We start from the raw sequence: 13,411 nt of genomic DNA on the forward strand, positions 1-13,411 counted from the left end.
TCTCCTTGAGTAAGGTGAGCCTAACCTAACCTATTTCGGAGGTCTGGAGAACGTGCCTAACCAGTCGCGTCCCAAGGTCAAGAAGTCCCGTGCCCTCGGCATCGCCCTGACGCCGAAGGCCGTCAAGTACTTCGAGGCCCGCCCGTACCCGCCGGGCGAGCACGGCCGTGGTCGCAAGCAGAACTCGGACTACAAGGTCCGTCTGCTGGAGAAGCAGCGCCTGCGCGCCCAGTACGACATCAGCGAGCGCCAGATGGCCCGCGCCTACGACCGCGCCCGCAAGGCCGAGGGCAAGACCGGCGAGGCGCTCGTCGTCGAGCTGGAGCGCCGGCTGGACGCCCTGGTCCTGCGTTCGGGCATCGCCCGCACCATCTACCAGGCTCGTCAGATGGTCGTCCACGGCCACATCGAGGTCAACGGCGGCAAGGTCGACAAGCCGTCCTTCCGCGTCCGTCCCGACGACGTCGTGATGGTCCGCCAGCGCTCCCGCGAGAAGTCGCTGTTCCAGGTCGCCCGTGAGGGTGGCTTCGCGGCCGACGGCGAGACCCCGCGCTACCTGCAGGTCAACCTGAAGGCCCTGGCGTTCCGCCTGGACCGCGACCCGCAGCGCAAGGAGATCCCCGTGATCTGCGACGAGCAGCTGGTCGTCGAGTACTACGCCCGCTGATCCACCGTGCCCGGCTCCGGCCGGGCACCCGGTGCGACCGCGCGCCTCAGCCCGCCGCCTCCCCTCCGCCGTCCTCGGCGGGGGAGCCGGCGGGCCCTTGCGTTCCCAGGGCCCGGCGCACCGCCGCCTCCAGCGGCAGCGCGCGGCCCTCGCGCGCGTGGCGGCGGTATCCGTCCGTCCCGAGCGCCGCCAGGGCCCGGTCGTGCGCCAGCGCCCGCGGTGCGCCGAAGTGGCGCGAGCCGAAGAGCGGCAGCCCCACCGCGTCCCACACCGGCGTCGCCGCACCCTGGAGCACCGCGGCCTCCGCCGCGTCGCCCTCGTCGACCGTGACGAGCGCCAGCAGCTCCAGCGCCAGCACCAGCCCCACCAGGTCGTGGAAGCGGTGGCTCGCGCCCAGAGCCGTCACCAGCAGCCCCCGGGCGGCAGCGGTCTCGCCGCGCGTCCAGGCCGCGTACGCGAGGACGTACAGCGCGTACGCCCGGGCCCACAGCTCCCCGCGCTCCTCGCAGACCTCCCGGACCTCCTCGCACAGCTCCTCCGCCTCCGCGAGCCGGTCCTGGAAGGCCAGCGACATCGCCAGCTCGACCTGTCCCATCAGCACCTGGCTGTTGAGCTCGCCGAGCTCCCGGTAGGACGCGAGCGCTCCCCGCAACAGGTCCTCGGCGCGGACGAGCTCCCCGGAGAGCAGCGCCAGACAGCCCGTGCGGTGGACCGCGTACGCCGTGGCCCGCGCGCTGCCCGCCGCGGCGGCCTCCTCACGGCACTCGTGGAGCGCGCCGGCGCCCGCCGCCGCGTCCCCCTGGAGGGTCGCCACGTAACCGAGCACCCACAGCGCCTTGAGCCGGGAGTCCTGGTGCGCGCCGTCCCCGGCGAGTGCGCCCTGCAGCCAGTGCCGGCCTTCGGCGAGGCGCCCGCAGCCGACCCAGTAGAACCAGAGCGTGCCCGCGAGGTACTGGCCCAGGTGCATCTCCTCGTCGCTCTCCAGGCACAGCTCCAGTGCCGCCCGCAGATTCGGCAGCGCTACTTCCGCGAGGGCGGCGACCTCCGCCTGGCGCGGGCTGAACCAGTCCAGCTCGCAGAAGGTCGCGAGCCCCACGTACCAGTCGCGGTGCCGCCGGCGCACCCGGTGGACGTCGCCGAGGGCGGCCAGCCACTCGTGCCCGTACGCGCGCAGGGTGTCGAGCATCCGGTAGCGCACCCCCGCGGGGGTCTCCTCGCGGGTCAGCACGGACTGGGCGAGCAGTTCGCCGACGACGTCCAGCACGGCGTCGGCTGGCAGGTCGGTGCCGCTGCACACGTACTCGACCGCCTCCAGGTCGAACGGCCCGGCGAAGACCGACAGCCGGGCCCACAGCAGCCGCTCCCGGAGCGTGCACAGCTCGTGGCTCCAGCCCACCGCGGTGCGCAAGGTGCGGTGGCGCGGCAGTGCGCCCCGGGTCCCGCCGGTCAGCAGCCGGAACCGGTCGTCGAGGCGGGCGACGATGTCGTTCACCGAGAGGACCGGGAGGCGCCCGGCGGCGAGCTCCAACGCGAGCGGGATGCCGTCCAGGCGCCGGCACAGCTCCCGTACGGAGTCCTCGTGCCCGTCGGACAGCCGGAAGCCGGGGAGCACCCGCGCCGCCCGGTCGGCGAACAGCAGCACGGCGTCCTCCACCGGCAGCGGGTCCAGCGGCAACACCGCCTCGCTCGCCAGCCGCAGCGGCCGGCGGCCGGCGGCGAGCACGGTGAGCCCGGGCGCGTGCCGCAGCAGGTCGGCCACGACCTCCGCGCAGGCGTCCACGATGTGCTCGTAGCCGTCGAGGACGAGCAGCAGCCGGCGCCGGGACAGGTGGTCGAGCAGGACAGCGCGGGCGGGGCGGGGCGTCTGGTCGGTGATGCCGAGCGCCTCGGCCAGGGCGTGCTCCACCAGGTCGGGATCGCGCACGGTCGCCAGCTCGACCAGGTGCGCACCATTGGCGTACCGATTCTGCAGAGCGCCGGCGCACTCCAGCGCGAGCCGTGACTTGCCGACGCCCGCCGCCCCCGAGAGCGTGACCAGCCGGGAGTCCGCCAGCATGCGGGGCAGCTCGGCCAACTCGGTGACCCGACCGAAGAAACGGTTCAGCGGAAGGGGGAGGAACCCGGGCCCGGGCAGGGGAGGAGGGGCGCCGACGAAGGCCCGCACCGAAGCGGGATCGGAGCCCTGGGACCGGTCGTCCGGGGGGAACGGGAAGGGGCCGTCACAAGGGGAGCGCCGCATGGAACACGGAGCGTACCCGCGCGTATGCGGTCCGTACAATCCGGTGGACGGGTGCTGTTGCGGGCCGGGGGGAATGCGGTATGGGGCGCCACCCCGATCGCGATAGGGTCTAAGGACGATTTCGAGGCGTGCTGCGCCCCCGAAGATCCCGAGAATCCCGAAAATCCCGAAGTACGCACAGGAGCCGCAGCGGACCGCAGGGTTCCCTGCCGGACGCGCGGACAGACACAGGAAGCGGTGCAGTGTGACCGGTGGTGAGGTTGCCGGGATCCTGGTGGCCGTCTTCTGGGCGATCCTGGTCTCCTTCCTCGCCGTGGTGCTGGTGAGGCTGGCCCAGACGCTCAGGGCGACCACCCGGCTCGTGGCGGAGGTGACGGAGCGGGCGGTCCCGCTGCTGACCGACGCCTCGGCGACGGTCCGCTCCGCGCAGACCCAGCTCGACCGGGTCGACGCGATCGCGACCGACGTCCAGGAGGTCACCTCCAACGCCTCCGCGCTCTCCACCACGGTCGCGTCCACCTTCGGCGGTCCGCTGGTCAAGGTGGCCGCCTTCGGCTACGGCGTACGCAGGGCGATGAGTCGCAAGGGCGACGAGGCGCCGCCCCCGCGCCGCCGGTCCGAGCCGCGCACCGTGGTCGTCTCCCGGACCGTGCCGGCCGCCCGGGGCGGACGCGGTCGCTGGGGCAGGAAGGGCTGAGGCAGGAATGTTCCGTCGTACGTTCTGGTTCGCCGCGGGTGCCGCGGCCGGCGTCTGGGCCACCACCAAGGTGAACCGAAAGATCCAGCAGCTCACGCCCGAGAGCATCGCGGCGCAGGCCGCGAACAAGGCGATCGAGACGGGGCACCGGCTCAAGGACTTCGCCCTCGACGTCCGCGCCGGAATGATCCAGCGCGAGGAGGAGTTGGGCGAAGCACTGGGCGTGCACGCCCCGGTCGACCCCGAGCTGCCCGCCCAGCGGGCGCGGCCCGCGATCGGCCGCCCGCCCGCGGCGGACCTCCCCGAGCAGCACCCCGGCCGGAGCTCCGCCCGCCACCCGTACCACGCCCACCACTCGCACAACCGGAATGAGGACCACTGATGGAGTCGGCTGAAATCCGCCGCCGCTGGCTGAGCTTCTTCGAGGAGCGCGGGCACACCGTCGTGCCTTCGGCGTCGCTCATCGCGGACGACCCGACTCTGCTGCTGATCAACGCGGGCATGGTGCCGTTCAAGCCGTACTTCCTCGGCGAGACCAGGCCGCCGGCCCCGCGCGTCACCAGCGTGCAGAAGTGCGTCCGCACCCCGGACATCGAAGAGGTCGGCAAGACCACCCGGCACGGCACGTTCTTCCAGATGTGCGGCAACTTCTCCTTCGGCGACTACTTCAAGGAAGGCGCCATCAAGCTCGCCTGGGAGCTGCTGACCTCCTCCCAGGACCAGGGCGGCTACGGCCTCGACCCCGAGCGCCTGTGGATCACCGTCTACGAGCAGGACGACGAGGCCGAGCAGATCTGGCGCGACGTCATCGGCGTGCCCGCCGAGCGCATCCAGCGCCTGGGCATGGGGCCGAACTTCTGGTCCATGGGCGTGCCCGGACCCTGCGGCCCCTGCTCCGAGATCAACTACGACCGCGGCCCGGAGTTCGGCGAAGAGGGCGGCCCCGCCGTCAACGACGAGCGCTACGTCGAGCTCTGGAACCTCGTCTTCATGCAGTACGAGCGGGGGCCGGGCGAGGGCAAGGAGGACTTCCCGATCCTCGGTGAGCTGCCCTCGAAGAACATCGACACCGGTCTCGGCCTCGAACGGCTCGCCATGGTCCTCCAGGGCGTGCACAACATGTACGAGACGGACACGCTCCGCGTCGTCATGGACAAGGCCACCGAGCTCACCGGCGTGCGCTACGGCGCCGAGCACGACTCCGACGTCGCCCTGCGCGTGGTCGCCGACCACATCCGCACCTCGGTCATGCTGATCGGCGACGGCGTCACCCCCGGCAACGAAGGCCGCGGCTACGTCCTGCGCCGCATCATGCGCCGCGCCATCCGCAACATGCGACTGCTCGGCGCCACCGGCCCCGTCGTCGCCGAACTGGCCGACGTCGTGATCCGCACCATGGGCGAGCAGTACCCGGAGCTGATCACCGAGCGCACCCGCATCGAGGCCGTCGCCCTCGCCGAGGAGGCCCGCTTCCTCAAGACGCTGAACGCCGGCACCAACGTCCTCGACGGCGCCGTCAGCGAGGCCAAGCAGGCCGGCTCCACCGTGCTGTCCGGGGACAAGGCGTTCCTGCTCCACGACACCTGGGGCTTCCCGATCGACCTCACCCTGGAGATGGCCGCCGAGCAGGGCCTCAGGGTGGACGAGGACGGCTTCCGCCGGCTCATGAAGGAGCAGCGGGACCGCGCCAAGGCCGACGCCCGGGCCAAGAAGACCGGCCACGCCGACCTGTCCGCCTACCGCGAGGTCGCCGACACGGCCGGCTCCACCGACTTCACCGGCTACTTCGCCACCGAGGGCGAGTCCACCGTCGTCGGTCTGCTCGTCGACGGAGTGCCCTCGCCCGCGGCCGTGGAGGGCGACGAGGTCGAGGTCGTCCTCGACCGCACCCCGTTCTACGCCGAGGGCGGCGGCCAGCTCGCCGACCAGGGCCGCATCCGGCTCGACTCCGGCGCCGTGATCGAGGTCCGCGACGTCCAGCAGCCCGTGCCCGGCGTCTCCGTGCACAAGGGGTCCGTGCAGGTCGGCGAGGTGACCGTGGGCGCTTCGGCGTACGCCGCCATCGACGTCAAGCGCCGGCGCGCCATCGCCCGCGCCCACAGCGCCACCCACCTCACCCACCAGGCCCTGCGCGATGCGCTCGGCCCCACCGCCGCCCAGGCCGGTTCGGAGAACTCCCCGGGCCGCTTCCGGTTCGACTTCGGCTCGCCCGCCGCCGTCCCCGGCACCGTCCTGACCGACGTGGAGCAGCGGATCAACGAAGTCCTCTCCCGCGAGCTGGACGTCCAGGCCGAGGTCATGAGCCTGGACGAGGCCAAGAAGGCGGGCGCCATCGCCGAGTTCGGCGAGAAGTACGGCGAGCGCGTGCGGGTCGTCACCATCGGCGACTTCTCCAAGGAGCTGTGCGGCGGCACCCACGTCCACAACACCGCCCAGCTCGGTCTGGTGAAGCTGCTCGGCGAGTCCTCCATCGGCTCCGGCGTGCGCCGCATCGAAGCCCTCGTCGGCGTCGACGCGTACAACTTCCTCGCCCGGGAGCACACGGTCGTCGCCCAGCTCCAGGAGCTGGTCAAGGGCCGTCCCGAGGAGCTGCCCGAGAAGATCTCCGGCATGCTCGCCAAGCTGAAGGACGCCGAGAAGGAGATCGAGAAGTTCCGTGCGGAGAAGGTGCTCGCCGCCGCCGCCGGGCTCGCCGATGGCGCCAAGGACGTCCGCGGCACCGCCCTGGTGACCGGGCAGGTCCCGGACGGCACCTCCGCCGACGACCTGCGCAAGCTGGTGCTGGACGTGCGCGGGCGCATTCCGGGCGACCGGCCCGCCGTGGTGGCCCTGTTCACCGTGGCGAACGGCCGCCCGCTGACCGTGATCGCCACCAACGAGGCCGCGCGCGAGCGCGGGCTGAAGGCCGGTGACCTGGTCCGTACCGCCGCCAAGACCCTCGGTGGCGGGGGCGGCGGCAAGCCGGACGTGGCCCAGGGCGGCGGCCAGGACCCGACGGCCGTCGACGAGGCCGTCGCCGCCGTCGAGCGTCTGGTGGCCGAGACCTCGTGAGACGCGGACGCCGGCTCGCGGTCGACGTCGGGGACGCCCGGATCGGGGTCGCCTCGTGCGACCCCGACGGGATCCTCGCCACGCCGGTGGAGACCGTGCCGGGACGCGACGTCCCGGCCGCCCACCGGCGGCTGCGGGCCCTGGTCGAGGAGTACGAGCCGATCGAGGTCGTGGTCGGGCTGCCCCGCTCGCTCAGCGGGCGGGAGGGCCCGGCGGCCAACAAGGTGCGCACCTTCGCCCGGGAACTCGCCCGCGGCATCGCGCCGGTGCCGGTGCGACTGCTCGACGAGAGGATGACCACAGTATCGGCCACCCAGGGGCTGCGGGCCGCGGGCGTGACGTCCAAAAAGGGCCGATCTGTCATCGACCAGGCTGCCGCTGTGTTGATCCTCCAGAACGCTCTGGAGTCCGAACGGGCGTCAGGCGCACCCCCTGGTGAGAGCGTCGAAGGGATTGTCTGATCGCGATACGGTAACGTTCCGCGCCGTGCGGCGGTGCTCGAACAACTGCCTCACCGAAACGACAGCGGGACGGTAATCCGCCCGACTCGCGGCTAGGGGATCGATGACTGATTATGGCCGGGGCCCCGGCTCCGAACCGTGGCATCCCGATGACCCTCTCTACGGCGACCAGGGATGGCACGGCCAGCAGGCCGGCTCCGGTCACGACCCCTACGGCGGACAGCCTCAGCAGCAGTACCCCCAGCCCCAGCACGGCCAGCACGGTCAGCACCCGGAGCAGGCGTACGGCGGCCAGGACCCGTACCAGCAGCAGTACGCCCAACAGCACCAGCAGCAGGCGCCGTACGGCGGCGGGCAGCAGCACCCCGGTCACCAGACCTACGGCGGCGGGTGGGACGGCCAGCAGCCGGCCGTCGGGTACGGGCCCGAGACCTACGGGGCCAACCCCGCCGACGCCTACGCCGGCCAGGCGCCCGGCTACCAGGGCCAGCCCGAGGCCGACTACTACGCCACCCCCGACGCGTACCCCCCGCCCGAGCCCCCCGCCCGGCGCAGCGCCGAACCCGAGGCGAAGGCCGCCCCCTGGGACGCCGAAGCTCCCGACGAGGAGCGGCACCCCTTCTTCGGCGACGGCACCGATGACGACGCGGACGACGAGGGCAGACGCGACGGCGGTAGACGCGACGGCGAGGTCACCGGTCGTGCGGCCCGCCGCGGCGGCGGCGGCGCCGGCGGCGGCGAGCGCCGCGGCAAGGGCAAGAAGAAGAGCCGCAACGGCTGCGCCTGCCTGGTGGTGTCCCTGGTGCTGGTCACCGGAGTCGGCGGCGTGTCGTACTTCGGCTACCAGTTCTGGCAGGGCCAGTTCGGCGCCGCACCGGACTACGCGGGCGCGGGCAGCGGCTCCGTCGTGGTCGAGGTCCCCAAGGACGCGGGACTCGCGGAGATCGGCTCGATCCTTAAGAAGCACGGCGTCGTCAAGAGCTCCGGCGCCTTCGTCGCCGCGGCCGACAGCAACCCCCGCGCCAAGACCATCCAGGCCGGGGTGTACGTCCTCGCCAAGGAGATGTCGGGCGCCAACGCCGTCAAGCTGATGCTCGACCCCAAGAGCAGCAACAACCTGATCATCCCCGAGGGCAAGCGGAACTCCCAGATCTACGCCGACATCGACAAGCGGCTGGAGCTGAAGCTCGGGACCACCCAGCAGGTGGCCAAGGACCAGGTGAACAACCTCGGCCTGCCCGCGTGGGCGGGCAAGGGCGGCGACATCAAGGACCCGCTGGAGGGCTTCCTCTTCCCGGCGGCCTACCCGGTCGCCAAGGGCATGAAGCCCGAGGCCGTGTTGAAGAAGATGGTCGGCCGCGCCAAGGAGGAGTTCGAGAAGGCGGACCTGGAGAAGGAGGCCCAGCGCCTCGGTCTCAAGTCGCCGATGGAGATCCTCACCATCGCGAGCCTCGTCCAGGCCGAGGGCAAGTACAAGGACGACTTCGACAAGGTCGCCCGGGTCGTCTACAACCGCCTCCAGCCCGACAACACCCAGACCGGGGGCCGGCTGGAGTTCGACTCGACCGTCAACTACTTCAAGGGGCAGAGCAGGCTCGACATCGGCAGCGTCGACAAGGTCCGCCAGTACCCCGACCCGTACAACACGTACCGGATCAAGGGACTGCCGCCCGGCCCGATCGGCAACCCCGGCATGGCCGCGTTCAACTCCGCGCTCAAGCCCGCGGACGGCGACTGGTACTACTTCGTCTCGGTCGACGAGGACGACACCCGGTTCTCCGAGACCCACGAGGAGCACGAGGCACACCGCCGGGAGTACCTCGAAAAGCAGAAAGCCGGTCAGTGAGCACGACGAACACCCCGCACGCGAGCGATCCGCACGCGACGGCGAAGCGGCGCGCGGCGGTCCTCGGATCGCCGATCGCCCACTCCCTGTCACCCGTGCTGCACCGCGCCGCCTACGCCCACCTGGGCCTCGCGGACTGGACGTACGACCAGTTCGAGGTGGACGAGGCGGCCCTGCCGGGCTTCCTCGCCGGCCTGGACGACAGCTGGGCCGGCTGCTCGCTCACCATGCCGTTGAAGCGCGCCGTCATCCCGCTGCTCGACGAGGTCAGCCCCACCGCAGCCGCGGTGGAGGCGGTCAACACCGTCGTCCGCACCGACGACGGCCGCCTCCACGGCGACAACACCGACATTCCCGGTCTGCTCGCCGCCCTGCGGGAGCGGGGCGTCACCGGCGTCGAGTCGGCCGCCGTCCTCGGCGCCGGCGCCACCGCCTCGTCCGCCGTCGCCGCCCTCGCCCACCTGTGCAGCGGACCGGTCACCGCGTACGTCCGCAGCGCGGCCCGCGCCGAGGAGATGCGCGGCTGGGGCGAGCGGCTGGGCGTGGAGGTGCGCACCGAGCCGTGGGAGCGGGCCGCGGGCGCGCTGATCGAGCCGCTGGTCATCGCCACCACCCCGGCCGGCACCACGGACCCGCTCGTCGTCGACGTACCGGCCCGCCCGGGCACCCTCTTCGACGTGCTGTACGAGCCCTGGCCCACCCCGCTCGCCGCGGCCTGGGCCGCGCACGGCGGGGCGGTGCTCGGCGGCCTCGACCTCCTCGTCCACCAGGCCGTCCTCCAGGTGGAACGCATGACCGGGTGCGTCCCCGCCCCGCTGGAAGCCATGCGCAAGGCGGGCGAGGCCGCACTCCACGAGCGCTGAACCCGCCGCGGGGGACGTCCGACTGCTGGACCGGGCACGGGGGAGCCCCCCGGACGTGGGAGGATCGGGGCAGGCGGGCCAGGGCCGCGCACCCGGTCGCGCCAGCAGTCCAGGCGCGAGCAGGAGGAGCACACCGTTGAGCAGGTTGCGTTGGCTGACGGCGGGGGAGTCGCACGGACCCGCACTGGTGGCGACAGTGGAGGGCCTCCCGGCGGGCGTGCCGATCACCACCGAGATGGTGGCGGACCACCTCGCGCGGCGACGCCTCGGATACGGGCGCGGCGCCCGGATGAAGTTCGAGCGCGACGAGGTCACCTTCCTCGGCGGCGTGCGCCACGGCCTGACCCTCGGCTCCCCGGTGGCGGTCATGGTCGGCAACACCGAGTGGCCGAAGTGGGAGAAGGTCATGTCGGCCGACCCGGTCGACCCGGAGGAGTTGGCGTCCCTCGCCCGCAACGCCCCGCTCACCCGCCCCCGGCCCGGCCACGCCGACCTCGCCGGCATGCAGAAGTACGCCCTGGACGAGGCCCGGCCGATCCTGGAGCGCGCCAGCGCCCGGGAGACCGCGGCCCGCGTGGCGCTCGGCGCGGTCGCCCGCTCCTACCTCAGGGAGACCGCGGGCATCGAGATCGTCTCCCACGTCGTCGAGTTCGGCGCGGCCAAGGCCCCCAAGGGCGTGTACCCGACGCCCGCGGACGTCGAGCGGCTGGACGCCGACCCGGTGCGCTGCCTGGACGCGGACGCCAGCGAGGCGATGGTCGCCCAGATCGACCAGGCCCACAAGGACGGCGACACCCTCGGCGGCGTCGTCGAGGTGCTGGCGTACGGCGTCCCCGTCGGCCTCGGCTCGCACGTCCACTGGGACCGGCGCCTGGACGCCCGGCTCGCCGCCGCGCTCATGGGCATCCAGGCCATCAAGGGCGTCGAACTCGGCGACGGCTTCGACCTGGCCCGCGTCCCCGGCTCCCAGGCCCACGACGAGATCGTTTCGACCCCCGAGGGGCTGCGCCGCTCCTCCGGCCGCTCCGGCGGCACCGAGGGCGGCATGTCCACCGGCGAACTGCTGCGGGTGCGCGCCGCGATGAAGCCGATCGCGACCGTCCCGAAGGCGCTGGCCACCGTGGACGTCACCACCGGTGAGGCCGCCGCCGCCCACCACCAGCGCTCCGACGTGGCCGCGGTGCCCGCCGCCGGCATCGTCGCCGAGGCGATGGTCGCCCTGGTGCTGGCGGACGCCGTCGCCGAGAAGTTCGGCGGCGACAGCGTCACCGAGACCCGCCGCAACGTGCAGTCCTTCCTCGACCACCTGCAGATCCGGTGAGCGGCCCGCTGATCGTCCTGGTCGGGCCCATGGGCTCGGGCAAGTCCACCGTGGGCGAGCTGCTGGCCGAACGGCTCAAGGTGCCCTTCAGGGACACCGACTCCGACGTCGTGGCCGCGGAGGGCCGCGAGATCTCCGACATCTTCGTCGAGGACGGCGAGGACCGCTTCCGCGCGCTGGAGCGGGCCGCGGTGCACGCCGCGGTCGCCGAGCACCACGGCGTGCTCGCCCTGGGCGGCGGAGCGGTGCTGGACGACTCGACCCGTGCCCTGCTGAGCGGGCTGCCCGTGGTCTATCTCTCCCTCGACGTGGAGGAGGCGGTCCGCCGCACCGGGCTCAACCAGGCGCGACCGCTGCTCGCCGTCAACCCGCGCCGCCAGTGGCGCGAGCTGATGGAGGCCCGGCGCCCGCTGTACATCGAGGTCGCGCGGGCCGTGGTGGCCACCGACGACCGCACCCCCGAAGAGGTCGCCGACGCGATCCTCGACGCCCTGGAGCTGAAGGACCAGTCATGACCGAGCACCCCGTGACCCGCATCCAGGTCGGCGGCACCGAGGGCACCGATCCGTACGAGGTCCTGGTCGGCCGGCAACTCCTCGCCGAGCTGCCCGGGCTGATCGGCCCGAGCGGCACCAGGGTGGCCGTGCTCCACCCCGAAGCCCTCGCCGAGACCGGCGCCGCGATCCGCGAGGACCTGGCGGCCCAGGGGTACGAGGCCATCGCCGTCCAGCTGCCGAACGCGGAGGAGGCGAAGACGGCCGAGGTCGCCGCGTACTGCTGGAAGGCGCTCGGCCAGACCGGCTTCACCCGCAACGACGTCGTCGTCGGCGTCGGCGGCGGCGCCACCACCGACCTCGCCGGCTTCGTCGCGGCGACCTGGCTGCGCGGAGTGCGCTGGATCGCCGTCCCCACCACCGTCCTCGGCATGGTGGACGCGGCGGTCGGCGGCAAGACCGGCATCAACACCGCCGAGGGCAAGAACCTGGTGGGCGCCTTCCACCCGCCCGTCGGCGTGCTGTGCGACCTGGCCGCCCTCGACTCGCTGCCCGTGCACGACTACGTCAGCGGACTGGCCGAGGTCATCAAGGCCGGCTTCATCGCGGACCCGGCGATCCTCGACCTCATCGAGGCCGACCCGCAGGGCGCGCGTTCGCCCGGGGGCCCGCACACCGCGGAGCTCATCGAGCGCTCCATCCGGGTCAAGGCCGAGGTGGTCTCCGGCGACCTCAAGGAGTCCGGCCCGCGGGAGGTCCTGAACTACGGCCACACCCTCGGGCACGCCATCGAGAAGAACGAGCGCTACAAGTGGCGGCACGGTGCGGCCGTCTCCATCGGCATGGTCTTCGCCGCCGAACTCGGCCGGCTCGCCGGGCGGCTCGACGACGCGACCGCCGAGCGCCACCGCAGCGTCCTCGAATCCGTCGGACTGCCCCTGACCTACCGCGGCGACCAGTGGCCCCGGCTGCTGGAGACCATGAAGGTCGACAAGAAGTCCCGCGGCAACCTGCTGCGCTTCGTCGTCCTCGACGGGCTCGCCAAACCCACGGTCCTCGAAGGCCCCGACCCGGCCGTCCTGCTGGCCGCGTACGGGGAGGTGGCGCAGTGAGCCGTCGGGTGCTGGTCCTCAACGGTCCGAACCTGGGCCGGCTGGGCTCGCGCGAACCCGACGTCTACGGCGCCACCTCCTACGCCGGCCTGGTGGAGGCGTGCCGTTCCCTCGGCGCGGAGCTCGGCCTGGACGTCGAGGTGCGCGAGACCAACGACGAGGGCGAGATGGTGCGCTGGCTCCACGAGGCGGCGGACGGCCGGCTCCCGGTCGTCCTCAACCCCGGTGCGTTCACCCACTACTCGTACGCGATGCGGGACGCCGCGGCGCAGCGGACCGCGCCCCTGATCGAGGTGCACATCTCCAATCCGTACGCCCGGGAGACCTTCCGGCACACCTCGGTCGTCGCGGCCGTGGCCAGCGGCACGGTCGCCGGCTTCGGTATCGGCTCCTACCGGCTCGCCCTGCGCGCGCTGGTCGAGGAGCTGACGGGCTGACACCCGTCCGGGGCGGGGCGCCGGCGGACCGGTGCGCGGTGTGGCGATCGTCTCGCCACGGTCCGTCAACCCCCGTGTGGAACGGGGCACTTCGGGCCGTTCCCGGGCCTTTCCCCGGTCCGGTCCGACGACGGGGGAGCCCGCCTCGCGCCCCGGAGGGTACGGTTCGGTGGCAGTGGCAGGGACTCCTGCCGCCCACCAGCAGTCGCACGAGACGGAGTGG

12 protein-coding genes are annotated in these 13,411 nt (G+C 72.8%); 11 read left to right on the forward strand and 1 reads right to left on the reverse strand.

Features of this window, described 5'->3' with window-relative positions; genetic code table 11:
• Window positions 1-52: 52 nt before the first annotated feature.
• A complete protein-coding gene (rpsD, locus tag ABZ842_RS25205; protein WP_361540823.1) occupies window positions 53-667 on the forward strand; it encodes a 30S ribosomal protein S4 in 615 nt (204 codons plus the stop codon).
• A 46-nt stretch (window positions 668-713) separates the two neighbouring features.
• Here the strand turns inward: rpsD and ABZ842_RS25210 are convergent, their stop codons facing one another.
• Entirely contained in the window at window positions 714-2,906 is a 2,193-nt protein-coding gene (locus tag ABZ842_RS25210) for a regulator (protein ID WP_361540826.1), read from the reverse strand.
• Between the two features lie 244 nt (window positions 2,907-3,150).
• On the opposite strand from ABZ842_RS25210, the gene ABZ842_RS25215 reads away from it, so the two are divergent.
• The 10 genes from ABZ842_RS25215 (at window position 3,151) to aroQ (ending at window position 13,188) form a co-directional block, all read left to right on the forward strand.
• Window positions 3,151-3,603 carry a DUF948 domain-containing protein gene (locus tag ABZ842_RS25215; RefSeq protein ID WP_361540829.1) on the forward strand — a complete coding sequence of 151 codons (453 nt, stop codon included), beginning with the start codon at window positions 3,151-3,153 and terminating at the stop codon, window positions 3,601-3,603.
• A 7-nt stretch (window positions 3,604-3,610) separates the two neighbouring features.
• Window positions 3,611-3,985: a DUF6167 family protein gene (locus tag ABZ842_RS25220; protein ID WP_361540832.1), complete on the forward strand. Its 375-nt coding sequence runs from the start codon at window positions 3,611-3,613 to the stop codon at window positions 3,983-3,985.
• The gene (gene alaS / locus ABZ842_RS25225) at window positions 3,985-6,654 is read left to right on the forward strand and encodes an alanine--tRNA ligase (protein ID WP_361540835.1); all 2,670 of its coding nucleotides are present in this window, start codon (window positions 3,985-3,987) and stop codon (window positions 6,652-6,654) included. Before ABZ842_RS25220 ends, alaS begins: the two co-directional genes overlap by 1 nt.
• Window positions 6,651-7,115, forward strand: coding sequence for a Holliday junction resolvase RuvX (ruvX, locus tag ABZ842_RS25230; protein ID WP_361540838.1), 465 nt, complete (start codon window positions 6,651-6,653; stop codon window positions 7,113-7,115). Before alaS ends, ruvX begins: the two co-directional genes overlap by 4 nt.
• A 103-nt stretch (window positions 7,116-7,218) precedes the next feature.
• Entirely contained in the window at window positions 7,219-8,961 is a 1,743-nt protein-coding gene (mltG, locus tag ABZ842_RS25235) for an endolytic transglycosylase MltG (protein ID WP_361540841.1), read from the forward strand.
• Window positions 8,958-9,824: a shikimate dehydrogenase gene (locus ABZ842_RS25240; protein ID WP_361540844.1), complete on the forward strand. Its 867-nt coding sequence runs from the start codon at window positions 8,958-8,960 to the stop codon at window positions 9,822-9,824. Before mltG ends, ABZ842_RS25240 begins: the two co-directional genes overlap by 4 nt.
• 136 nt (window positions 9,825-9,960) lie before the next feature.
• Window positions 9,961-11,145, forward strand: coding sequence for a chorismate synthase (aroC, locus tag ABZ842_RS25245; RefSeq protein WP_361540847.1), 1,185 nt, complete (start codon window positions 9,961-9,963; stop codon window positions 11,143-11,145).
• Window positions 11,142-11,660, forward strand: coding sequence for a shikimate kinase (locus ABZ842_RS25250; protein WP_361540850.1), 519 nt, complete (start codon window positions 11,142-11,144; stop codon window positions 11,658-11,660). Before aroC ends, ABZ842_RS25250 begins: the two co-directional genes overlap by 4 nt.
• Complete coding sequence (gene aroB / locus ABZ842_RS25255; RefSeq protein WP_361540853.1) at window positions 11,657-12,751, forward strand: 3-dehydroquinate synthase; 1,095 nt, start codon at window positions 11,657-11,659, stop codon at window positions 12,749-12,751. The genes ABZ842_RS25250 and aroB overlap by 4 nt, the downstream gene beginning before the upstream one ends.
• Window positions 12,748-13,188: a type II 3-dehydroquinate dehydratase gene (gene aroQ, locus ABZ842_RS25260; protein ID WP_361540856.1), complete on the forward strand. Its 441-nt coding sequence runs from the start codon at window positions 12,748-12,750 to the stop codon at window positions 13,186-13,188. The genes aroB and aroQ overlap by 4 nt, the downstream gene beginning before the upstream one ends.
• Window positions 13,189-13,411: the final 223 nt, after the last annotated feature.

This window comes from Streptomyces sp. NPDC047315 (assembly GCF_040643215.1).
Lineage (GTDB): Bacteria > Actinomycetota > Actinomycetes > Streptomycetales > Streptomycetaceae > Streptomyces.

Bases quoted from the DNA above. Each gene is read 5' to 3' on its own strand.
- alaS (WP_361540835.1), top strand. From the start codon at position 3,985: ATGGAGTCGGCTGAAATCCGCCGCCGCTGGCTGAGCTTCTTCGAGGAG.
- ABZ842_RS25210 (WP_361540826.1), bottom strand. From the start codon at position 2,906: ATGCGGCGCTCCCCTTGTGACGGCCCCTTCCCGTTCCCCCCGGACGAC.
- aroB (WP_361540853.1), top strand. From the start codon at position 11,657: ATGACCGAGCACCCCGTGACCCGCATCCAGGTCGGCGGCACCGAGGGC.
- mltG (WP_361540841.1), top strand. From the start codon at position 7,219: ATGACTGATTATGGCCGGGGCCCCGGCTCCGAACCGTGGCATCCCGAT.
- ABZ842_RS25220 (WP_361540832.1), top strand. From the start codon at position 3,611: ATGTTCCGTCGTACGTTCTGGTTCGCCGCGGGTGCCGCGGCCGGCGTC.